Source organism: Terrisporobacter mayombei, from assembly GCF_020748465.1.
GTDB lineage: Bacteria > Bacillota > Clostridia > Peptostreptococcales > Peptostreptococcaceae > Terrisporobacter > Terrisporobacter mayombei.
This window is the reverse complement of record NZ_JAHZMP010000003.1, coordinates 1-23,749: the sequence shown is the minus strand read 5'-3', so window position 1 is coordinate 23,749 and position 23,749 is coordinate 1. Positions and strand designations below refer to the sequence as shown.

At 28.3% G+C, this 23,749-nt stretch carries 22 protein-coding genes, 1 pseudogene and 1 riboswitch; of the genes and pseudogenes, 19 read left to right on the top strand and 4 right to left on the bottom strand.

Going from position 1 to position 23,749, the window contains the following annotated elements; translation table 11 throughout:
* The first annotated feature begins 5 nt into the window (after window positions 1-5).
* From K0039_RS10800 to nhaA, 5 genes are all read left to right on the top strand, one after another.
* Entirely contained in the window at window positions 6-2,414 is a 2,409-nt protein-coding gene (locus K0039_RS10800) for a beta-glucosidase (RefSeq protein ID WP_228105081.1), read from the top strand.
* A gap of 69 nt (window positions 2,415-2,483) precedes the next feature.
* Complete coding sequence (locus K0039_RS10795) at window positions 2,484-2,666, top strand: hypothetical protein (protein WP_018592271.1); 183 nt, start codon at window positions 2,484-2,486, stop codon at window positions 2,664-2,666.
* 1,357 nt (window positions 2,667-4,023) lie between these two features.
* Window positions 4,024-4,710: a hypothetical protein gene (locus K0039_RS10790; RefSeq protein ID WP_228105080.1), complete on the top strand. Its 687-nt coding sequence runs from the start codon at window positions 4,024-4,026 to the stop codon at window positions 4,708-4,710.
* Window positions 4,711-4,820: 110 nt separating this feature from the next.
* Complete coding sequence (locus tag K0039_RS10785) at window positions 4,821-5,330, top strand: GNAT family N-acetyltransferase (RefSeq protein WP_228105079.1); 510 nt, start codon at window positions 4,821-4,823, stop codon at window positions 5,328-5,330.
* A gap of 194 nt (window positions 5,331-5,524) precedes the next feature.
* Window positions 5,525-6,625: a Na+/H+ antiporter NhaA gene (gene nhaA / locus K0039_RS10780; RefSeq protein WP_228105612.1), complete on the top strand. Its 1,101-nt coding sequence runs from the start codon at window positions 5,525-5,527 to the stop codon at window positions 6,623-6,625.
* A gap of 59 nt (window positions 6,626-6,684) precedes the next feature.
* Here nhaA and K0039_RS10775 read toward each other — a convergent pair whose 3' ends face one another.
* Window positions 6,685-7,332 (bottom strand): Crp/Fnr family transcriptional regulator, encoded by a 648-nt coding sequence (locus K0039_RS10775; protein WP_228105078.1) that lies wholly within the window; start codon window positions 7,330-7,332, stop codon window positions 6,685-6,687.
* A gap of 145 nt (window positions 7,333-7,477) precedes the next feature.
* Window positions 7,478-7,753, bottom strand: a complete 276-nt coding sequence (locus tag K0039_RS10770; RefSeq protein ID WP_228105077.1) for a hypothetical protein — start codon at window positions 7,751-7,753, stop codon at window positions 7,478-7,480.
* 175 nt (window positions 7,754-7,928) lie between these two features.
* On the opposite strand from K0039_RS10770, the gene K0039_RS10765 reads away from it, so the two are divergent.
* From K0039_RS10765 to phoU, 6 genes are all read left to right on the top strand, one after another.
* On the top strand, window positions 7,929-8,792 hold the full coding sequence (locus tag K0039_RS10765; RefSeq protein WP_228105076.1) for a RelA/SpoT domain-containing protein: 864 nt from the start codon (window positions 7,929-7,931) through the stop codon (window positions 8,790-8,792).
* Window positions 8,793-8,925: 133 nt separating this feature from the next.
* Window positions 8,926-9,765: a phosphate ABC transporter substrate-binding protein gene (locus K0039_RS10760; protein WP_228105075.1), complete on the top strand. Its 840-nt coding sequence runs from the start codon at window positions 8,926-8,928 to the stop codon at window positions 9,763-9,765.
* Window positions 9,766-9,827: 62 nt separating this feature from the next.
* A complete protein-coding gene (pstC, locus tag K0039_RS10755; protein WP_228105074.1) occupies window positions 9,828-10,730 on the top strand; it encodes a phosphate ABC transporter permease subunit PstC in 903 nt (300 codons plus the stop codon).
* Between the two features lies 1 nt (window position 10,731).
* A complete protein-coding gene (gene pstA / locus K0039_RS10750; RefSeq protein WP_228105073.1) occupies window positions 10,732-11,553 on the top strand; it encodes a phosphate ABC transporter permease PstA in 822 nt (273 codons plus the stop codon).
* Between the two features lie 14 nt (window positions 11,554-11,567).
* Window positions 11,568-12,326 carry a phosphate ABC transporter ATP-binding protein PstB gene (pstB, locus tag K0039_RS10745; protein ID WP_228105072.1) on the top strand — a complete coding sequence of 253 codons (759 nt, stop codon included), beginning with the start codon at window positions 11,568-11,570 and terminating at the stop codon, window positions 12,324-12,326.
* A gap of 17 nt (window positions 12,327-12,343) precedes the next feature.
* A complete protein-coding gene (gene phoU / locus K0039_RS10740) occupies window positions 12,344-13,003 on the top strand; it encodes a phosphate signaling complex protein PhoU (RefSeq protein ID WP_228105071.1) in 660 nt (219 codons plus the stop codon).
* Between the two features lie 70 nt (window positions 13,004-13,073).
* On the opposite strand, the gene K0039_RS10735 is transcribed toward phoU, so the two are convergent.
* Both K0039_RS10735 and K0039_RS10730 read right to left on the bottom strand, forming a co-directional pair.
* A complete protein-coding gene (locus tag K0039_RS10735; protein ID WP_228105070.1) occupies window positions 13,074-13,412 on the bottom strand; it encodes a phage holin family protein in 339 nt (112 codons plus the stop codon).
* 176 nt (window positions 13,413-13,588) lie between these two features.
* Window positions 13,589-13,900, bottom strand: a complete 312-nt coding sequence (locus K0039_RS10730) for a rhodanese-like domain-containing protein (protein ID WP_228105069.1) — start codon at window positions 13,898-13,900, stop codon at window positions 13,589-13,591.
* A 257-nt stretch (window positions 13,901-14,157) separates the two neighbouring features.
* Between K0039_RS10730 and K0039_RS10725 the strand changes: the two genes are divergently transcribed.
* The 8 genes and pseudogenes from K0039_RS10725 to K0039_RS10690 all read left to right on the top strand — a co-directional run.
* A complete protein-coding gene (locus K0039_RS10725; RefSeq protein ID WP_228105068.1) occupies window positions 14,158-16,635 on the top strand; it encodes a CoA-disulfide reductase in 2,478 nt (825 codons plus the stop codon).
* A gap of 125 nt (window positions 16,636-16,760) precedes the next feature.
* Window positions 16,761-17,069: a thioredoxin gene (gene trxA, locus K0039_RS10720; protein WP_228105067.1), complete on the top strand. Its 309-nt coding sequence runs from the start codon at window positions 16,761-16,763 to the stop codon at window positions 17,067-17,069.
* Between the two features lie 328 nt (window positions 17,070-17,397).
* Window positions 17,398-18,753 (top strand): C40 family peptidase, encoded by a 1,356-nt coding sequence (locus tag K0039_RS10715; protein WP_228105066.1) that lies wholly within the window; start codon window positions 17,398-17,400, stop codon window positions 18,751-18,753.
* 242 nt (window positions 18,754-18,995) lie between these two features.
* Window positions 18,996-19,102, top strand: a riboswitch (SAM riboswitch).
* Window positions 19,103-19,207: 105 nt separating this feature from the next.
* On the top strand, window positions 19,208-20,527 hold the full coding sequence (locus K0039_RS10710) for a Na+/H+ antiporter NhaC family protein (protein ID WP_228105065.1): 1,320 nt from the start codon (window positions 19,208-19,210) through the stop codon (window positions 20,525-20,527).
* Between the two features lie 267 nt (window positions 20,528-20,794).
* A complete protein-coding gene (locus K0039_RS10705; protein ID WP_228105064.1) occupies window positions 20,795-21,622 on the top strand; it encodes an undecaprenyl-diphosphate phosphatase in 828 nt (275 codons plus the stop codon).
* Between the two features lie 101 nt (window positions 21,623-21,723).
* Window positions 21,724-22,266 (top strand): CD3072 family TudS-related putative desulfidase, encoded by a 543-nt coding sequence (locus tag K0039_RS10700; protein WP_228105063.1) that lies wholly within the window; start codon window positions 21,724-21,726, stop codon window positions 22,264-22,266.
* A 106-nt stretch (window positions 22,267-22,372) separates the two neighbouring features.
* On the top strand, window positions 22,373-22,942 hold the full coding sequence (locus K0039_RS10695) for a CD3073 family putative ECF transporter S component (RefSeq protein ID WP_228105062.1): 570 nt from the start codon (window positions 22,373-22,375) through the stop codon (window positions 22,940-22,942).
* A 518-nt stretch (window positions 22,943-23,460) separates the two neighbouring features.
* A pseudogene (locus K0039_RS10690) lies at window positions 23,461-23,749 on the top strand (glutamine--fructose-6-phosphate transaminase (isomerizing)); the annotation flags it as partial.

Below are 23,749 nucleotides of genomic sequence, written 5' to 3'. Positions count from 1 at the left end.
AGAGTATGAACTTGTATGAAGAAGCTTCTTCCATAGTCAAAAACCTTTCTTTAGAGGAAAAGTGTAAATTTTGTTGTGGAGTAAATTTCTGGCATTCATTTGGAATAGATGGAATGAACATCCCATCAATTATTTTATGTGATGGACCTCATGGTCTTAGAAAAGAGGATCCAGATAGCCTTATGTTTATCAGTCCTAAAGTTATAAAATCAACGTGCTTTCCAACGGCTACAGCTTTAGCTTCCACATTTGACGAAGAATTAATAAATCGTATGGGAAAGGCACTAGGCGAGGAGTGTAGAAGAGAAGATGTGGCAGTACTTTTAAGCCCAGGAATTAATATAAAAAGAGTACCTATTTGTGGTAGAAATTTTGAATATTTTAGTGAAGATCCTTATTTAAGTGGGAAGATGTCAGCAGCACTTATAAGAGGAATACAAAGCAAAGGTGTAGCAGCTTGTTTAAAACATTTTGCAGGAAACAATCAGGAAAAATATCGTATGACTATTAATTCAATTATTGATGAAAGGGCTCTTAGGGAAATATATTTGAAAGGATTTGAAATAGCTATAAAAGAGGCTCACCCTTGGTCTGTGATGATGGCATATAATAGACTAAATGGACAGTATTGTTGTGAAAATGAATATTTAATGCAAGATATACTTAGAAATGAATGGAGTTATAAAGGATGTATTATTAGTGACTGGGGAGGTGTTAATGATATTATTTCTAGTATAAATAATGGATTAAATTTAGAAATGCCAGGATATAAAGATGATTACTATAGGGTTTTACAAAAGGCTGTAGAAAATAATCAATTAGATAAAAAAATATTAAATGAGTCTGTTACAAAAGTAATTGAACTAATTTTAAAATATAAAGAAGGTAAAAAAATACCATATAAATGTAATTTTAAAGAACATATTGATTTGGCACAGAAAATAGCCGAAAGTAGTGCGGTATTACTTAAAAATGATGATAACATTCTCCCAGGAAATAATTTACAAAAGATTGGAATAATAGGAAGACTTGCAAAAGAGCCTGTATACCAAGGCTTGGGTAGCTCACATGTTAACCCTAATACTATAGACAGCGCGTATGATGTATTTGTAGATAATAGTTGTAATATAAATTATGCAGATGGATATTCTTTAGAAAATGATGAAATTGATGAAGTTTTGCTAAAAGAATCTATAGGAGTGGCAAAAAATATGGATATAGTATATTTATTTATAGGCCTTCCTAAATATTATGAGGCAGAAGGATATGATCGCAAAAACTTAAAATTGCCAAAGTCTCATGATAATTTAGTTTATGAAATTAGCAAAGTTAATAAAAACATAGTAGTAATATTACAAGGTGGTTCTGTTATGGAAATGCCATGGAGTAATATACCTAAAGCTATATTACTAACTCATTTAAGCGGTTGTAGAGGAGGAAATGCAACAGTAAATTTACTATTAGGAAATAAAAATCCATCAGGCAAGTTAAGTGAAACTTATGCAAATACCTTAGAAGATTATCCATCAATGAAATTTTATCATGGAGATAATAATTATGTTGAATATAGAGAAAGTATATTTGTTGGTTATAGATATTTTGATAGTGCAGATATTAATGTAAAGTATCCTTTTGGTTTTGGGCTTTCTTATACAACTTTTGAATATAGCAATATGAAAATAAAATATAATAATGATAATAATATGGAAGTATCCATAACTGTTACCAACATAGGTAATATGGAAGGAAAAGAAGTAGTTCAACTTTATATTTCTTGTTTATATTCAAAATTATTTAGAGCAAAACAAGAATTAAAAGGATTTAATAAAATAAATTTAAAACCTAAGGAAAGTAAAGAAGTAACTTTTATTTTAGATGAAGACTGTTTTGCTTATTATAATATTCAAAGTCATCAATATGAAGTTGAAGAAGGACGATATGGTATAAGTATTGGTTCGTCATGTAGACATATTAAATTTTCTACAGTGGTAAATAAAAGAGGAAATAGTGTAAAAACTATTGATTATAAAGCAAAATCTCCATCTTATTATGAAATATATAAAAACAAACTAAATCCAACAGAGTCAGAATTTGAAAATATATATAATAAGGAGCTACCAATTATCGCGAATCAAATTTATCCATTTACTACAAATTCTACAATAAATGATATTAAAAATACTTATGGTGGTGATTTAATTATATCTGCCATAAATAAAAAGGCATATAAGTTTGTAAGTGGAGATAAAGCAATGGAAATTACAGTAAAAGAATCGTTAAATGATCAACCTTTTAGGCTAATGGCTATGGTAACTAGAGGAGCAATAAACCGTAAATCAATACAAGGATTTGTAGATTTGCTAAATAAACATTATATTAAAGGATCTTTACAAATTTTAAGAAATAGGAAATAATTTTAAAAGAATAGAAGTGATTTTTATTGGATAAATTATAATTAAAATATCATCAAGGAGAATCACATTATGGATAACAATAAAAATAGAATGAAAGACAGACCAAAATCAAATCCAGAACTTAGAAAAATGTATTCTGAACATGGAGCAGACATTGGAATAGAAAATGGACAAAAAATAGGTGCTAGAGATTGTGGCACAAATAAAACTAAAACTGAAAAACTTTATCATAAAGCTAAGAAAAGAGATTAACACATTAAAAATCGTATCAATTTAATTTTGATACGATTTTTATATGCCAAAATTTAATTATACAATTAAAAATAAAGGAGATGAAAAGAGAGAAGACTACAGATTTATTAGTAAGTAGTTTTAGAACCCTTGTGTTGAAAATAAATTATAGCAAAAACATAATTATAGCTTTTTTCTTACATCAGAAAATTTATCAAATTATTATGCCAACTCCAATGCTTACATAATACTAAAATAGATTGAAGTGGCAAAAGTATTTGAAATAATCGTTTCCAACTCTTTATCAGACTTATTAAAAACTGATAGTGAGATAAAAAGTTTATAATAAAATATACAATTCATGTAATCTGTCAATTTTTAATTGACAGATTTTTAATTTGTGAACGTAGTAAATACATTTTATAAAAACTGGATATTAACAATTGTAATATTTTCAAATACTGTTACATATTATCAATTAGTTTTTACTATAAGAAATGGGGGTGGAGAATATGTCAATAGTGCATAAGGGGGAAAAAGAGCTAGTAAGTAAGGGCATTGATGGAATTATTAAGTATGTAAGCTAGATAGAGAGAAGAGCTTGTTAAAATTAGCTGATTTGTCAGAAAAATTAGTAGGAGACTTATATGAACCAAGCAGTTTTAAGCAGTTAGAGATTTAATCAAATAAAAGGATGGAAAATGGATGCAATATATTAATAGAATTCTAGAGGAGATTGAGACAAACGTTATTAAAACTACTGCATTGAATCTAGGATATGAAGCAATATTTTGTGGAATAAAAATAGCAAGACGAAAAAGAGTTTAACATCAATGTAATGTGCCGTGGTTAATTTTAATGTACCTAGCAAGCTTATGTAAGGATGTTGGGCTCTAAATACAGTCATAATTTAAATTTATCTTATGAAGTTTTAGATAATATAACCACTCAAAGAAAAAAGTTGTGAATTTATTTTTATATGTATACAGGTGGAGATCCTTTAATGAGAAAGAAAGATTCGATTAGCATAGAAAGATTTGAGGAGGTAGAAATTACCTTTATATAAGTGTAAAAGGTGAAAAAGTGTAAAGCAAAATCAACAGATTTAATATGAACAGAGGATTTGGAATAAGTATAAAAATTATTCTGTAAAATGGGTAGAAAAGGCAAAGGAACTTTGGGTAAAAAATGAACATTTCAAGTCAAATTATGATAATTATAAGGTGAAGTCTTAGTAAATATATCTTATTTAATCACTTTTAATATGAAGGAATCATATAAAAGTATATGAGGAAAGAATTTTATTGTCTATTTTTAAAACTTAGACCATAAATAAATCATTCATTGTATAGAAATACAATTATGAGGAGGAATTTGAGTGAGCATTGATTTAAATGAAAAAGTAAGTGGAAAATACTGGATAAGAAAAATTATTAAAGAGAATAATGGATCTGTCTTAAATGAAAGAATAATTAATAGAGATACAAGAATTGAATCTATGGAGTGGCTATCACCTCTAGAAAATGAGAACTTTAGAGAGTATATGTTAAATTCACCTTCTCTACTAGAGAAGCTAAACAATAATGGATTTACATTAAAAAAAGAAGATTTGAGTTTCTGGCCACAAAGAGAACCTGTTTGGGATGGAATTGGTTTGGCAACTATGAAAGATTCACAGGAAAAGATGATAATTTTAGTAGAAAATAAAAGTAGTATTAAAGAATTAAGAAGTAAGTTAGCATCTACAAATGAGAATAATAAAAGATTAATATTAGATTCAATGAAAGAAACTTATGACGAGCTTGGAATAAAAGGTGATTTTAATAAATGGTTTGATACTTATTACCAAATAGCTAATAGGTTTACTTTTATGCACCAACTTATGAAAAAGGGATATAAGGTTAAATTAGTTTTTCTAAATATTGTTGATGATCATATGTACAAAAACATATCAAAGACTCAATGGGTAGAAGAATATTGTAAAATGTTAAATGAATTTATGGGAGACCGATTTGTGCCAAGAGATGTAGTGATTATTGATTTAAATGTGCATGAAGAAAAATAAAAGATTAAAAAACGTATTGTTAATTCAATACGTTTTTTACATTAATAGAGGAAATTATCATTAACATGATGAAATAAATATATAATAATGAGCAAAAAGGAAGTGTTATTATGAAAAAACAAGAAATTCAAATAAAATTGGCTTATGACGAAATTGATTCAATAAAAGAGCTATTTACAGAATATAGAAATATGTTAGTAGAAACATATAAGGACGTGGAAGGGGTATGTTCTTGTTTTGTAAGCTTTCAAGAGGAGCTAGATACTTTAAAGGATAAATATGCATTACCAAAGGGAAGATTGTACATTGCAAAGTATGATGGGAAAATTGCCGGGTGTGTTGGACTTAGACCATTAGATAATTATTGTTGTGAAGTGAAAAGATTATATGTAAGAAATGAGTTTCGAAGCTTAGATATAGGAAAATTACTTATGGAATACATAATTAAGGCTGGGAAAGAATTAGATTATGACTTAATAGTATTAGATACATTCTCGTATTTGGAAAGAGCTGTAGATTTATATTATAAACTAGGCTTTAGGGAAATAAAGGAATATTATAATAGTCCCATAAAAGATGTAATTTATTTAGGCCTAGATTTAAATAATAAAGCTAAATAAAAGAATGACATGACTTTTTCATATATATTTTGTAAAAAACATGTAAAAATCTAACTTTATTGCGTAAAAACGTTGACTAAAACATGTTTTGCGAATATGCTAAGCAAGTACTTTGTATACAGAACTAATATGGGAGGTCATTGTAATGAAGGGCAAAATTAAAAAAGTAGCACAATCAGAGGTGCTTACCAGGCATATTACTTATTACTGTAACGGTAATTTCTGTTGTAATTGCTAATAGTAATGCAAAGGAATTATATGATAAAATTTTTCACCATATTAATTTGATTGGTGATTTTAATCTACATGCTATTATAAATGATTTTCTAATGGCAATATTCTTTTTATATGTTGGATTAGAAATAAAAAAGGAAATGTTAGAGGGGTCATTATCAAGCTTTAAAAAAGCTTCTTTCCCAGTTATTGCGTCACTTGGAGGAGTAATTGTTCCAGCAATAATTTTTATGATGATAAACAGAAATACTCACTACTTACCAGGCGTCGGTGTAGCTATATCAACAGATATAGCATTTGTAATTGGAATTTTTATGCTTTTTAAATCTAAACTTAATTCAAATTTAAAGATATTTTTATTATCTTTAGCAGTTGTAGATGATTTAATTTCTATTTTAGCAATAGTATTTTTATATTCTGCAAAAATTAATATGACAGCAGTAATGATTTCGGTTGTTATATTATTAATACTAATGACGCTAAACAAAGTATTTAAAGTAGATAATTTATATGTATACTTATTTGTAGGTTTATTATTATGGTATTTTGTTTATAGTAGTGGAATACATGCCACAATTAGCGGAGTATTGCTTGCAGCTACTATACCATCTAGAAAAACAGATGGAGAGGAATCTACTGCAGTTAAGTTAGAGCATAAATTAGGTAAATTAAGTAATTTAATTATATTACCTTTATTTGCTTTTGCTAATACATCTATAGTACTAAATTTAAATATAAATGTAACAGATGCTTCAAATTTAGTAATGGGAATAATATGTGGTTTAGTTATTGGCAAACCACTTGGTGTTGTATCATTTAGCTATATAGCGACTAAACTGCATATTGCAGAAAAAGATTCATGGATATCAATAACAGAAGTTGCACTACTTACAGGTATTGGTTTTACAATGTCAATATTTGTATCAGAACTAGCTTTTGCATATGACGAGAATGTTATTAACTTAGCGAAAATATCAATATTGACTGCTTCTATGATTTCCATAATGTTAATACATATGGCCTTAACATTGAAGCATAGTCCAGTAGGATTAATGCACTAGAAATATAAAAGAGTTATCTCAACATGATTATAATTGTTGGAATAACTCTTCTTTGATTACTATAAATTAATAAGCTTAACTTTGCCTCTAGAAACTTCTATTTTTCCTTCCTTTTCAAATTTTTTAAGTATTCGACTAATGACTTCTCTAGATGATCCTAATTCATTGGCAATATTTTCATGAGTAATATAAAGTAGGCAGGAATCTGTATATCTACTTTGTTCCAATAAGTAATTTGTAATTCTTTCATCTAAGCTGAAGAAGGTAGCTTGTTCGAGGATATACATTACTTCTGATAATTTATCTTGAGTTAGATTTAAGATATAGTTCATAACTTCAAAGTTTGATGAAGATAATTTTTTTATTAAAGAACTATCGATTATTATAGCCTCAGAATTACTTTGAGATTCTAAATTCACATCATAAGTTAAGTTTGTAAAAGCACAAGATGCTGATAACATACAAACGTCTCTATCATATAATTTAAATAGTGTTATTTGTCTTCCACTAGGTGCAGAGATAAATACTCTAAAGTTACCAGATATGGTAACTAATAGACCTGTACAAGAAGAATTTTTGGAGTGAACAATTTCACCTTTTTCATATTTTACGACAGAACTTTTTAAAATTAATTCACTCTTTTCTTCTTCACTTAATTTTTTAAAAAAAGGAAGTGTTTCTTCAAAAATATATTCTTTATTAAACATTTTTCCTCCAATAATTTATTTTTATAATTTATTTTAAGCAAAAACTTTGTCTAGAGTTATTTAATCATATTATACACTTTTATTCGGTGATAAAGTTACAAAAAAACATTACCAAAATTGATAATGCCTCATAGATGTATTATCTTCAGCGCCTTTTACAAGCTCCATAGCCTTTTGATTTTGCTTGAGATTCTTTTATTCTTATAGCACCTTCCATATTATGTTCTTTTGATGTTTTAGGATAAATATTAGATGTAGAAGATCCTCCATTAACATAAGCATATTTCGAAGAAGATGAACTATATACTGAGTTAACTTTAAAATTTGAAAAAGTCTCCTTTGTAGCAGCCTCTATAACGCTTACATGTTCAGTATTGAAAGTGTTTAGACTAGGAGCAATAGACATAGTAAAAGCTATCATAATAGATAAAATTAATGATTTAAATATTTTTTTATGATTTCATAGCAAATTATACCATTATATATCTTAATTTATCAACATATGAATGAAGAATATAATAGTAAGGATTAAAAAAAATATAAATATGCATAATTATAAGGTAAAATAAAAATAGATATAATTAGTGGAGGACAAAATGATAAATAAAGAACAGTTTTTTAATATGTATAAAATAGATGAGGAAGAGCTTAAAAAAGAAAATATAAGTTGGGAAGATTTAAAAGAAATACATGATGATTTTATTGATTCTAAAAAAAGTTACGAAACACAGGCTGATTTAATTGCTAATATACTTAGAGCGCAGCCCAAGGTTCACTCAGTAAAAACTAGGGTAAAAAATGTAAGCCATTTAATAGAAAAAGTTATTAGAAAAACGCCTGAGAGAAGAGCTAAATATGGGCAAGAATTTAATTTTACAGCAGAAAATTACAAAGATGAAATAACAGATTTGCTTGGAATAAGAGTAATACATATATTTAAAGAAGACTGGGAAGAAATAAATAATTTTATAACTAATATGTGGGATGTAATGGAGATAGTAGCAAATGTAAGAGAAGGAGATGACACTAGAAAATTTGATGAACAGGGAATAGCTGTTTGCTCAAGACCGTCAGGATACAGATCAGTTCATTACTTAATAGAATCTTATCCAACTAATAAAAAACTTATTACTGAAGTTCAAGTTAGAACTATATTTGAAGAAGGTTATGGAGAAATAGACCATCAACTTAGATATTCTCATGAAGATATTCCAGAACTTTTAGGACAAAATTTAATGTTACTAAATAGAATAGCGGGAAGTTCTGACGAAATGGCATCCTTAATAAATAGACTAAGTCAAAGTATACAAGAAGTAGAAAACAAATTCAAAGAAAAAATAAATGAAAAAGACAAGAAAATAGAAGGCATTAAAGAAAAGATTTATGATAAAGAGTCCATTTCTGATATTGATAAGAAAAATTTAATTGATGAAATTGATGATATATTAAAAATACAATAAGACATCGAGGGAGGTCTTATTTTTTTGAATAAAGTTGATTTTTACTTTTTAAATATTAATCTTTTTACATGGTTATACTAATGGTAATTTAAAATGATAAAATATTTATTACATAATAATGGAGGTATGACATATGTCAAAAAAAACAAGATTAATTACATTGTTTTTCTGCTTAACAACAATGCTTATGTTTACAGCTTGTAGAAAAAGTGAAAGTAATAAAAGTACTAATTCTAGTACTAGTAGTATAACTGTGTCAGGTTCAACATCCGTGGGACCTCTTATGGAAAAAGAAGCAGAAAAATTTCAAGAAGCTAATTCGGGAATGAAAGTTGAAATAAATCAATTAGGTTCTTCGGCAGGAATAAAAGATGCAATAAATGGAACGGTTCAAATCGGTATGTCATCTCGTGACTTGAAAGATCAAGAAAAAGCAGAAGGTCTTACAGAAGTTGAGATTGCTTACGATGGAATAGCTATAATCACAAATAAAGCTAACAATGTAAAATCCCTTACAATGTCACAAGTAAAAGATATTTATACTGGCAAAATTAAAAATTGGAAAGAATTAGGTGGAAAAGATAGTGAGATAGTTGTTGTTTCAAGAGAAGATGGTTCTGGAACTAGAGATGCTTTTCAAGAAATAGTAGGATATACATCAGAAGAACTTACTAAAAACGCACAAATAGGTGATGGATCAGGAAATATAAAATCAACAGTAGCTGGTAATGAAAATGCTATTGGATTTATATCTTTTGAATATGTAGACGATAAAATAAATGCTATAAACATCGATAAAATAGTACCAAAGGCAGAAAATGTAAAAAATAAATCTTATAAAATATCAAGACCATTTTTATTAATATATAAAGAAGAAAATTTAAAAGATAATGGAAATAAATTAATAGATTTTATCTTAAGTGAAGAAGGACAAAAAATTGTAGAAGAAAATGGATTAATAAGAATAAAATAATATGCTCAATAAATCCTCCTTTATTAATCTAAGGAGGATTTTATACATCTAAGGAGAAACTTATGAACGAAAATATTAATCGAGTGAAAAATAATTCAAATAAAAATAAATATTTAATAGAGAGTATTACATCAAAGATATTTTTACTAAGTGCATTTATTTCTGTAATAAGTTTATTACTTATAATAGGATTTGTTTTCTATAAAGGTTCCATACCATTTATATCTAAAGGATATTCTTTTATTGATTTTTTACTAGGAACTGAATGGGTACCATCTGCAGATAAATTTGGTATATTACCTATGATATTAGCCTCAGTATATGCAACCTTAGGTTCTTTAATTATTGGTGTTCCTGTAGGTATTTTAACTGCAACATTTATCGTAGAAGTTGCCCCAAAATCCTTGAGTAAAATAATTTTACCAGCTGTAGAGTTATTGGCAGGAATTCCATCAGTATTATATGGAATATTTGGTTTAGCATTTCTAGTTCCTAAAATACAAAAAATATTTAATTTACCAAAAGGTCAAAGCTTACTAGCGGTAATTATTGTTTTAGCAGTAATGATGTTGCCAACTATAATTACTGTGTCAGAAACAGCAATAAGGGCTGTACCTAAATCATATAAAGAAGCATCTTTGGCGCTTGGAGCATCAAAAACACAAACTACTTTTAATATAGTTCTTCCAGCAGCAAAATCAGGAATTTTAGCAGCTGTAGTACTTGGAGTAGGGCGCGCCATTGGTGAAACTATGGCAGTTATACTAGTAGCAGGAAATTCACCAGCAATTCCAAGTTCATTAATGGATAGCGTAAGACCTCTTACTACAAATATTGTTTTAGAAATGGGATACGCCTTTGGAACACATCAAGAAATGTTGTTTGCAACAGGAATTGTGTTATTTATATTTATTATTATACTTAACCTAATACTAAGTATGATTTCTAATAAGGAGGAAGAATAATATGAATAAAACTAAAGATAACATATTGAATGCTTTAGTATATTTGTGTGCAATATTTACAATAAGTGTTCTTATATTAATAGTAGGTTTCATATTTTTAAATGGTATAAAATTGATTAGTCCATCCTTTATATTTGGAAATTATTCATCTAATGGTGGAGGAATTAAGCCAATGATTATAACTACATTATATGTAGTATTATTATCAATATTAATAGCAACTCCTATTGGCATATTATCAGCAGTATATCTGCAAGAATATGCAAAACAAGGAAAGATAGTTAAAATAATTAGATTTGCTACAGAAAGTTTATCAGGAATACCATCCATAGTTTATGGATTATTTGGAGGCATATTTTTTGTAGTAGCTCTTAATTATTCTTATTCAATATTATCAGGGTCACTTACCGTGGCTATTATAATTCTTCCTATTATAATTAGGACTACAGAAGAATCTTTAAAAACTGTACCTGGCAGTTATAGAGAAGCGTCTTTAGGATTAGGTGCAACAAAGTTTCAAACTCTATATAAAATTATTATTCCAAGTTCAATACCAGGTATTTTGTCTGGCGTAATTTTAGCCATGGGTAGAGTTATTGGTGAATCTGCGGCTATATTGCTTACGGCAGGGACTGTGGCACAAATGCCTTACTCATTATTTGATAGTGCAAGAACTTTAACAGTACAAGCATATTTAGTAACTAAGGAAAATGGAGATATAAATCAGGCTTGTGCAGTTGGAATAGTTTTAATAGTAATAATATTAGCTCTAAATTATACTGCTAAACTAATAAGCAAGAAATTTAATAAAGCTAATTACTAAAGAGAGGTGTTAAAATGTCGCAAAATATTAAAATAAGTGTAAGAAATTTAGAATTATTTTATGGTGATAATAAAGCTTTAAAAAATATAAATATAGATATAGAACCTAACGAAGTAACTGCTTTAATTGGTCCATCGGGATGTGGAAAATCCACATTTTTAAGAACTTTAAATAGAATGAACGACCTTATTGATAATGTAAAAATAACTGGAGAAATTAAGTTAGATGGAGTAGATATTTATAAAGATGACGATGTAATAGAGCTTAGGACAAAGGTGGGTATGGTATTTCAAAAACCAAATCCATTTCCAATGAGTATTTATGATAATGTAGCGTATGGTCCAAGGGTACAGGGTATAAAAGATAAAAAACAACTGGATAAAATTGTTGAAGAAAGTTTAAAAGGTGCGGCTATTTGGGATGAAGTTAAAGATAGACTTAAATCTTCAGCTCTTGGACTGTCTGGTGGTCAACAACAACGTATTTGCATAGCTAGAACTATTGCCCTTAAGCCTGAGGTTATACTTATGGATGAACCAACTTCAGCTCTAGACCCTATTTCCACATTAAAAATAGAAGAGCTTATAGAAGAAATGAAGGAAAAATTTACAGTGGTAATAGTAACGCACAATATGCAACAAGCAGCAAGAATTTCTGATAAAACAGCATTTTTTCTAAGTGGTGATTTAGTGGAGTTTGATAACACGAAAACAGTATTTACAAATCCTAAAGATCAAAGAACGGAAGACTATATTACAGGTAGATTTGGATAAAAATAAGGAGTGTTTAAATGAAAAAAAATGACAATAACTTAGGTTTAAGTATAAATTCTTTAAAAGAAATTTCCATAGAAATGATGGATAGGTGTGAAAATATTGTTGAAGAAGCTGTAAATGCAATGGTTGAAAAAAATATAGAAAAATCTAAAGAAATAATAGGTTTAGATGATGATATAGATAATTTAAGAGGATATATAAGAGAGCAAATTATTGAATTGATTGCACTTAGACAACCAATGGCGAAGGACTTAAGAACTATATATGCACTTAGTACTATGTCTACTGAACTTGAAAGAATTGGTGACTATGCTGTTAATATTGCTATGGAAACAATTAAAATAGGTGAAGACGAGTACGTTGAAGAGTTAATAGATATACCCAAAATGAAAAGGGTAAGTATGGATATGTTAAAAAGTGCAAAATTAGCCTTTATAAATAGTGATGTAAAACTAGCTCACAAAACTGCTTTACAAGATGATATAATAGATGATTTATATAATGAAGTATATATAGATTGTATATCTGCAATGAAAAGAGATGAAAGAAACATACCTCAAGCAGTAAGATTACTGCTAGTTGGTCGATTTTTAGAGAGAATAGGAGATCATGTAACAAATATTTGTGAAATGATAATATACTCTATTAAAGGCGAAATGCTTGAATTGGATTAAATTAAAAAATCTGTAAAGAAAATATCTTTACAGATTTTTTATTGCAATAAAACATCATTAAATAATGTTATTAATCAAAAATATTATAAAATATAGCGTTGGCTATAGATAATAGTATGGCAGCCCAAATTGAATTTAAGAATCCATTAAGTTCTGCACCTGGTACTATAGAGAAAGCTAAGTATAAAACTATACCATTAATAACTAATGAAAATAACCCTAAGGTTAAAATAGTTATAGGCAATGAGAAAAATTGTATAATAGGTTTTACTATCAAGTTAAGGCAACCAAAAATTATAGTAAGTATTATTAAAGCTGATAAAGAGCCTATATATACACTAGACATTAAATTTGAAATTATAAATAAAGATATTGCATTAATAACAATAAACAAAGATATTCTTCTCATATTAATTCTCCTTTTCGTTTAATTATTTGAATTCATTACTTCAAATAAAGTATATGTAACCTTATAATTATTATATAACAAATTTCAAATACTATTAAAAATCTTATAAATATTAAGAAATACTTAAGAAATTTATAATAAAATACCCACATGAAATATTTCATGTGGGTATTTTATTATAAATAATTCAAATGACCAATAATACCTTGCGTTAAATTGTATAAATGACTAAATCCATATTCATCTAATAAATGGGCTGCATAAATACTTCTTTTTCCAGAACGACAGTAAATAATAATTTTTTCGTCTTTATAAGGCAATAAGTGATCTATTTGTGAATCTAAATCACTTATAGGAATGTTTATAGCATTAGGAATGCGACTTGTATTATATTCTGCCTCTGTTCTAACATCAAGTAAGATAAGTTTTTCTTTATTATTTATCATATTATTTAGCTCTGATGAACTTATATCTTCGTATATCTCCATTGAAAAATCTCCTTTAAATATTATGAAATAAGAAAGATAGTCACATTTCTTTATTATTTCGCAATTTTATTAATATATTAATTGTATATATAAATCTATATACAAAATAATTACCCATTTATTATTACTTGCAACCTTCATGATATAAAAAATAAATAAAAAAATTTTAGTTTTATGTGACAATGTTACAGTCTAAAAAATCTTCTTCCTATATATTGTAAGTATAAGTTGCATTTATAAAAAGGAGGGTTTTTATAATGAGTAAGAAAGTAATCATAGTTGGTGGTGTAGCAGGTGGTGCATCTACAGCAGCTAGACTTAGAAGATTAGATGAAAATGCAAATATTATAATGTTTGAAAAAGGTGAATATATTTCTTTTGCAAACTGTGGACTTCCCTATTATATTGGGGGAACAATAAGTGAAAGAGATAAGCTAATAGTTACAAGTGTAGAATCTATGAGTGATAAGTTTAATATAGACATAAGAAATTTTAGTGAAGTTGTTAAAATAGATAAGGAAAATAAAATAGTAACAGTTAAAAATCACAAAACTAATGAAACTTATGTAGAAAATTATGATAACTTAGTTTTATCGCCAGGGGCGAGCCCTATTAAGCCTCCAATTTCAGGAATTAATGATTGTGATAATTTATTTATTTTGAGAAATATACCAGATACAGATAAAATCAAGAATTTTATAAATGAAAATAAACCAAAGCATGTAACTGTAGTTGGTGGAGGATTTATTGGTCTTGAAATGCTAGAAAACTTGCATGACTTAGGATTAGACCTTACATTAGTAGAGGCTAGTGAACAAGTTATGGCACCATTAGATATAGAAATGGCAAGCATAATTCATGAACATATTGTAGATAAAGGAATACAAGTTATTTTAAAAGATGGTGTAAATTCTTTTGAGAATAATGGCAAAAAGATAGTTTTAGCTAGTGGAAAAGAAATAAATACAGATATGATAATTCTATCTATAGGAGTGAAACCAGAAACAACTATTGCAAAAGAATGTGGACTCAAATTAAATCAACGTGGAGCTATAGTAGTTGATAAACATATGAAAACATCATATGATAATATTTATGCATTAGGTGATGCAGTGGAGATTATGGATTTTGTAAATAAAAAACCTACGATGATTCCTCTTGCATGGCCAGCAAATAGACAAGGTAGAATAGTTGCAGATAATATTTGTGGTAAAAAATCAGAGTACAAAGGTAGCATTGGTTCATCTGTAGCAAGAGTTTTTGATTATACTGTGGCTACAACGGGAAATAATGAAAAAACTTTGAAAAAATTAGGAATTGATTATGAAGTAATTCATATTCATCCATCATCAAGTGCATCATATTATCCTGGATCTTTTCCGATTTCATATAAAATGACCTTTGACCCTAAGGATGGAAAGATATTTGGAGCACAAGGTGTGGGAATAAATGGGGTAGAAAAAAGAATTGATATAATAGCTACTGCAATAAAAGGTAATCTTACTATATATGATTTGCAAGATGTAGAAGTATGTTATGCTCCACCATACAATTCAGCAAAAGATCCTGTAAACATGCTAGGATATTATGCTGAAAATATAATTGAAAATAATGTAAATGTTATTCAATGGTATGAAGTTGATAAATTAGACAATAATAATTCTATAATTTTAGATACAAGAGAAGAATTTGAATTAGCTACAGGAGTAATAGAAAATTCTATTAATATACCTTTAACAGTTTTAAGACATAGATTAAATGAAATACCTAAGAATAAAATGATTTATGTCACATGCCAAGTAGGACTTAGAGGATATATTGCTTGTAGAATATTATCTCAAAATGGTTTTGATTGTGTAAATATTGATGGTGGAATAAAAACTTATTTAGCTGTTAAAAAAGCAGAAAAAGCTTTAAATAATCAAAATATCAGTAAGAATAATGGGGAAAAAGAAATGAATAAAAATGATTTTAATAAGGAAAATGTGGATGCCCATGTTACTTTAGATGCTTGTGGACTTCAATGCCCTGGTCCAATAAGAAGAGTATTTGAAGAAATTAATAAAATGGAAGAAAATCAAATACTAGAAGTTAAGGCAAGTGATCCTGGTTTTACAAAAGATATTGACTCATGGTGTGATAAAACAGGAAACACTTTATTAAAATCTGAATTTGACAAAAATAAAAAAGCTTTTGTGGCTTATATACAAAAAGGAAGTAAGGATGTAAAAGTAAATCCTTCTTGCTCTTTAAGCAATAATGAAAAAGATGGAGCTACAATGGTAGTATTTAGCGGTGATTTAGATAAAGCAATTGCATCATTTATAATAGCAACAGGAGCTGCATCTATGGGAAAACCAGTAACTATGTTCTTCACGTTTTGGGGTCTTAATATCTTAAAAAGTAAAAATAAGCCATCTGTTTCAAAAGATACTATGGAGAAAATGTTTGATATGATGTTACCATCGAACACAGATAAACTACCTTTATCGCAAATGAATATGGGTGGTATGGGACCTAAAATGATAAAACAAATTATGAAAAAGCATAATGTGGATGATATTGATACATTAATAAAAAATGCGATGGATATGGGTGTAAAAGTTGTGGCTTGCTCCATGAGTATGGAACTTATGGGTATAAAAGCAGAAGAATTTATTGATGGTGTAGAAATAGGAGGAGTTGCATCTTATTTAGGAGCAACAGAAGAATCAAATCTAAACTTATTTATATAAATATAAAAAATGTGTATTTATGTAAAAAGTGGGTATATATATTAATAATAATATGGATATAAATTTGTTATTGTAATAAAATATAAATGACAAACAAAATATAGAAAAATATGGAGGATATTTTAATGGCACAAATACTTAATAACGATAATTTTAATACATCAATAGAAAAGGGAGTATGTGTAGTAGATTTTTTTGCAACTTGGTGTGGACCTTGCAAAATGTTAGCTCCTGTATTTGAAGAATTAAGTGGAGAAATGGATGAAGTTAACTTCTTTAAAGTTGATGTGGATCAAGCATTAGATGTTGCAAGAAAATATGCAATAACAACTGTTCCAACAATGATAATATTTAAAGATGGTGAAGCAGTGGATAAAATGGTAGGTTTCCTTCCAAAAGAACATATAAAAGCAAAGATAGAAGCTCAATTATAAAAATAAACAAATTTATTATAAATAAAATGGTGATATCTGATAAGATTCACCATTTTATTTTTTTGTCATATTGGATAAAAATTACAAAAAAACAATTGTTTTCCATAAATAATGTTTATTAAAATTAAATTAGGGAAGAGATTATAATTTTAAATAGAAAAAGTTACGAAAAAGTTACAAATTTGTATTTTTTTTACTGTCGAAATATAGACAAACTAATGTAAAAATGTAATAATAGTATTAATACCAAGTAAATATGTCTCATATATGTTACATATTGGAAGGGGGATAGAAATTACAATTTATAAAATTGTAAAATCGATTAAATATGAGTATAAATAAAAAATATGTAATGGCAGGTATGCTAGCTACAGCGCTAGTAGCGCCAATGACCGATGTAACGAACTCTCATGCAGATGATACAAGAACAATAACAGGAAGAGTAAACTTTAGAACTGGACCAAGCAAAGAGTATGATTCTATGGGTAAAATAGAAAAAGGAAAAACAGTTACTTACTTAGGCTCAAATGGTAGTTGGAGAAAAATAAAATATAACTCAAAAACAGGTTATGTTCACAAGGATTATATATCAGAGGGAACATCAACTTCAACAAGTGAGAAATATGTTAATACTTCAGCTGGATTAAATGTAAGAAAAGGGCCATCAACTAGCTATGCTAAGATAGCAACATTAACTAATGGAACTAAAGTTAAAGTAATAACTACAAGTGGTGATTGGTCAAAAATTTCTAGTGGAAGTATAACAGGATATGTTTCGAATCAATATTTAAGTAGTAAATCGTCGAGTTCAGGTAACACTTCAAATAATGATAGCAATGAAACATCAATTACTAAATATGTAGATGCAAGTGTTGGACTAAATGTAAGAAAGGGAGCAGGAACAAGCTACTCAGTAATTACTACATTAAGTCATGGAACAAAAGTAACTGTAAAATCAACAAGTAATGGATGGTCAAAAATTACTAGCGGAAGTATAACAGGATATGTTTCTAGTTCATATTTAAGTAGTAGTAAGCCAAGTACTGGTAATGATTCAAATAGTGAAACATCAACTACTAAATATGTAGACTCAAAGGCTGGATTAAATGTAAGAAAAGGAGCAGGAACAAACTACTCAGTAATCACTACATTAAATCATGGAACAAAAGTAACTGTTAAATCAACAAGTAATGGATGGTCGAAAATAACTAGTGGAAGTATAACAGGATATGTTTCTAGCACATATTTAACTAGTACGAAACCATCATCAGGGGGTTCTTCAAATTCAAATACTTCAACTAGCGCTTCAGCAAGTAAGATAATTTCTTATGCAAAAACATTATTAGGGAAGCCTTATGTATGGGGTGCTCAAGGACCTAGTGGATTTGACTGTTCAGGGTTTACATACTATGTATTTAAAAATGCTGCTGGAATAACATTACCTAGAACATCATCTTTACAAAGTAACTATGGAACTTATGTAAGTAGAAGTAATTTAAAACCAGGAGACTTAGTATTCTTTGACACTGTTGGTTCAAACAATGGTGGAGTTACTCACTGTGGTATCTACATAGGAAATGGACAATTAATTCATGCTGCATCAGGTCAAGGAAGAGTTGTTATAAATGATCTGAATAGTTCATACTATGTAAATGCTTATGTAAATGCAAGAAGAGTTTTATAATCATCGAAAAGAAAAAGTGCATATTGGAATTATTAAGTAAATCTTAATAATTCCTTTTTTTATTATTGAAAAAAATATAAGCTATTTATTCACTTAATAGAGGTGAGTTATGAAACGTGTAATAATAAAAGAAAGTGATATATGATAATTATTCATAAAAAATAAATGTCAAATAATAAAGAAGTTGACAGTGAATAAAAAATATTCTAATATATTACTTATAACAAAAATAAATATTTACTTACTTATCAAGAGTGGTAGAGGGACAGGCCCTATGATACCCGGCAACCGATATATATTTATATATAAAAAGGTGCTAAATCCTGCAGCGAAGGCTGAAAGATGAGGAATAACGTAGTTTATAAAAGCTTGAGATTATTCTCAAGCTTTTTTTAGTCTTAAGAATAAAAATTTAAACAGATAGTAAGTATTACATGGGGGAGGAAGAATAATTATGAGTAAGGAAAGACAAAAAGGTAGTGCATTGGCATTATTACCATTAGGTATATTTTTAATTTTATTTATTGGCAGCGGAGTCATTAGTGGAGATTTTTATAAAATGCCTACTTTAGTGGCGTTTATAATTTCAACGGCAGTAGCATTTTTATTTAATAGAAAAGCTGATTTTAACGAGAAGATGGAAGTATTTTGCAAAGGCGGAGGAAATAAAGATATTATTTTAATGCTTATAATATTCTTATTTGCAGGAGCTTTCAGTGGTGTATCAAAAGCCATGGGTGGAGCTGATTCAGTAGTAAATTTAGGTTTATCAGTAGTACCAGCCAACTTATTAGTTACAGGATTATTTGTTATAGGATGCTTTATATCTATATCAATGGGAACATCAGTAGGAACTATAGCGGCAATAGGTCCAATAGGTGTAGCAGTTGCTTCAAAAACTGGAATCCCAGTAGCCTTAGTTTTAGGTGCAGTAGTAGGTGGAGCAATGTTTGGTGATAACTTATCAATGATATCTGATACAACAATTGCTGCTACTAGAACACAAGGTTGTGAAATGAGAGATAAATTTAAAGTAAACTTTTTAATAGTACTGCCAGCAGCTATAATTACTATAATATTATTAACTGTAATGAGTAGAGGATATGTAAGTGTATCAAATGAAACATATAACTATGAGTTAGTAAAAGTTTTACCATATTTATTTGTACTTCTTGGTGCAGTCCTTGGAGCAAATGTATTTTTACTTCTTGGTGGAGGAGTAATATTTGCAGGAACTATAGGAATAATAACAGGGTCTCTAGATTTATTTGGAGTAATAACAGCGGTATCAGAAGGAATGGCGGGAATGTTTGAACTTTGCATGATATCTGTTGTAGTTGGTGGTATGGTTGAACTTATTAAGTTTAATGGAGGAATAGATTTTGTACTTGATTTTATACAAAGTAAAATTAAAAATAAGAAAGGCGCTGAATTTGGAATAGCAGCATTAGTCAGTATTGTAGACTTATGTACTGCAAATAATACTATAGCTATAGTAATGGCTGGACCAATTGCTAAAGATATAGCTGATGAATATGCAATAGATTCAAAAAAATCGGCTAGTATATTGGACATATTTTCATCAGTATGGCAAGGAATAATTCCTTATGGAGCACAACTATTAACTGCAGCAGGCTTGGCTGGAATATCACCATTTGCAATAATTGGGTACTTACACTATCCAATATTAATGTTTGTGTGTGGTATGGTTGCTATAGGACTAGGTCTTCCTAGAGTTAAAAGTAATAAAGGAAAATCAGAAAAAATAGCATAGCTAACTACCTAATATAGAGAAAGTTATCTAAAAATATTTTAGATAACTTTTTTTACATTGAAAATAGTTATACGTATTAGGTGTAGTTGTATTAGATGATTTAGGCAAATTAGATTTTTATTTTTTGGAAATTTGTGATTTTATTACAAAATGGTAAGTATAAAATTATGAAGCTAAGTCATACTTTATATGGTATACTAGAAAAAGACCTAAATATTAATTAGGTTTTTTTTATTCAAATAAAGAAAATATAAATGAGGTGAAAACATGGAATGGATAGAAATATTTAAAGCCGCCATATTGGGTATTATTGAAGGAATTACAGAATGGCTTCCAGTAAGTAGTACAGGCCATATGATATTAGTCGATGAATTTCTACAATTAGGCATGTCGCCAGCTTTCAAAGAAATGTTCTTTGTAGTGATACAGTTAGGTGCGATTATGGCTGTTGTAATTTTATATTGGAAAAAGATTTTTCCTTTTAACTTTGATAGAAAACCATTTATACAAAAAGACATAATTATTATGTGGATTAAAATAGTAATTGCTTGTGTTCCTGCAGCAGTAGTTGGTCTACTATGGGATGATCAAATAAATGCACTATTTTATAATTTCCAAACAGTAGCTACTATGCTTATTATATTCGGTATTTTATTTATAGTAGTTGAAAATCATAACAAGGGTAAAATACCTAAAGTTACAAATATGAATCAACTTACATATAAAATGGCTATAACTATAGGATTATTCCAATTAATAGCCGCAGTTTTCCCAGGAACATCTCGTTCAGGAGCAACAATAGTTGGAGCATTATTAATAGGCGTATCAAGAGAAATAGCAGCAGAATTCACATTCTTCTTAGCTATACCAGTAATGTTTGGTGCAAGTTTACTTAAGTTATTGAAATTTGGATTTGCATTTACAAGTTTTGAATTAATTGTACTAGGTGTGGGTACTGTAGTATCATTTGTAGTATCTGTATGGTCAATAAAATTCCTTATGGGATATATTAAAAAACATGACTTTAAAGTATTCGGATGGTATAGAATAATACTTGGTATTATTTTATTAGCATACTTCTTCTTTATGATGTAAAACAATTTAGAATTTTATATAAAGCTATGGTAAAAATAAAATACCATGGCTTTTTTAATATATAATAAAAATAATAATTGATAATGAAATAAGGGGGAATTATGAAAAGAATTTTAGTTGTAACACATTGCATTTTAAATAGGGCATCAAAAGTTGAAAGTTATAATATGGAAGAAATTAACGAAGAAAATGATTTAAGAAAAGAATTATTGAATGAAGTTTTTAAAAAGGATATAGAACTATTACAATTACCATGTCCAGAGTTTACAATGTATGGTTCAAAGCGTTGGGGACATGAAAAAAATCAATTTGATAATCCATTTTTTAAAAATCATTGTAATACTATATTAAAGCCTATAATAGAACAATTAATAGAGTATTATACAAATAAAGAAAAATTTGAAATAGTAGGTATTGTGGCTATAGATGGTAGCCCTAGTTGTGGATACAACTTTACTTGTAAAGGTAATTATGGAGGGGAACTTGGGGGATGTAGGTCATTGAATGAAAAAATAGAAAGCATAGCTCTAGAAAATGAATCAGGTGTATTTATAGAAGAATTAAAAAAACTATTGGATATTCATAATATAAAAATACCAATTAGAACTTTAAAAGATGAAATTATTCATTTAAAAAATTTATAATTAATAAGCAGTATTGTATTTTTATATATATGATAGCGATTCGTTTGAACTTCAATAAAACCATGATATAATTCAACTGGAATGTAATAAAAAGGGAGATGATATCATGAATAGTAGTAAGTCAAGAATGATAACTTTTTGTGGTTTAGCAATAGCAGTAAATATAGTACTGGGTATAGCTACAAGTGCACTTAAGTTGCCATTCTATTTGGATACACTAGGAACAGTTATAACTGCAGCACTTATGGGCCCGATGCCAGGGGTCATAGTAGGAGCATTAACAAATATAATAACAGGATTTATGTATAGTATAAAAGATATTCCATTCTTATTAGTCAATGTGGCAGTGGCACTTATAGTAGGATTTGTTGCAAAAAGATTTAAATTTACATATGTAACTGCGTTTATAACAGGATTAATTCTTAGTATAGTTTGTCCATTAATAGGAACTCCAATAGGGGTTGCGATTTACGGAGGTTTAACAGGAACAGCATCTGATGTAATTGTTATGTGGTTAAGAAGTAGTGGTAGCAGTATATTTGCAGCATCATTTATTGCAAAGGTGGGAAATAATTTAATAGATAAATTAGGGACATGCTTATTGGCAGTATTAGTAATTAGATATTTACCATATACAATTAAAAATTCTATGAAAGATTATGTAGGAATTAAATAATTAATAAAAAAAGATATTAGTCGTCTAAAAAATATTTTAGGCGATTTTTTTATGTATGATTCTAATTAAAAATTAAATTTAATTATATTTACTGTGCCTTGAGATCAAGTAAAATAAAACAATTATGTTGTGTGATAAAAAAATTATGATGGGTAGGATTATTTATATAGATTGACATAGTCTTTATTATATATTAGTATCGTACTTATAAAATAATATAGTTAATTTAATTTTAAAAAATTTATTTTGAAATTAGTTTAATTAAGAGTAAGGTCAAATATAAATACTAAGCGCCAGAACTTAACAATAACATGATTTTTTATTAGTAGTATTGGGGGTTAAGTTGACGAGGACAGAGTTAATCGATTTTTCGGCGGATGCTCTGCGGTGTGTTTACCATCGTTAAGGTTTTTTCAAATCATAGAAGTGATTCTGTGGACAAAGGAAAACTCAAGTAAGCTTTTTCATGACCTAACTCTAAAAATATATAAAATAATATTTTTAGGAGGACACATAATATGTGTGGAATAGTTGGATATTTAGGAAAAAGACAGGCAATAGGAGTTTTAATAGAAGGACTGTCAAAATTAGAGTACAGAGGGTATGACTCTGCAGGTGTTGCCGTAAATACTGGTGACAAATTAGAAATAAGAAAGTTTAAAGGTAGATTAGCAATACTTGCTGAGGATCTAGAAAAAAATCCTATTGATGGACATTTAGGAATAGGGCATACTAGATGGGCAACTCATGGAGAGCCATCAGATGTAAACTCACATCCTCATTACAATATGGATAGAACTATAGCTG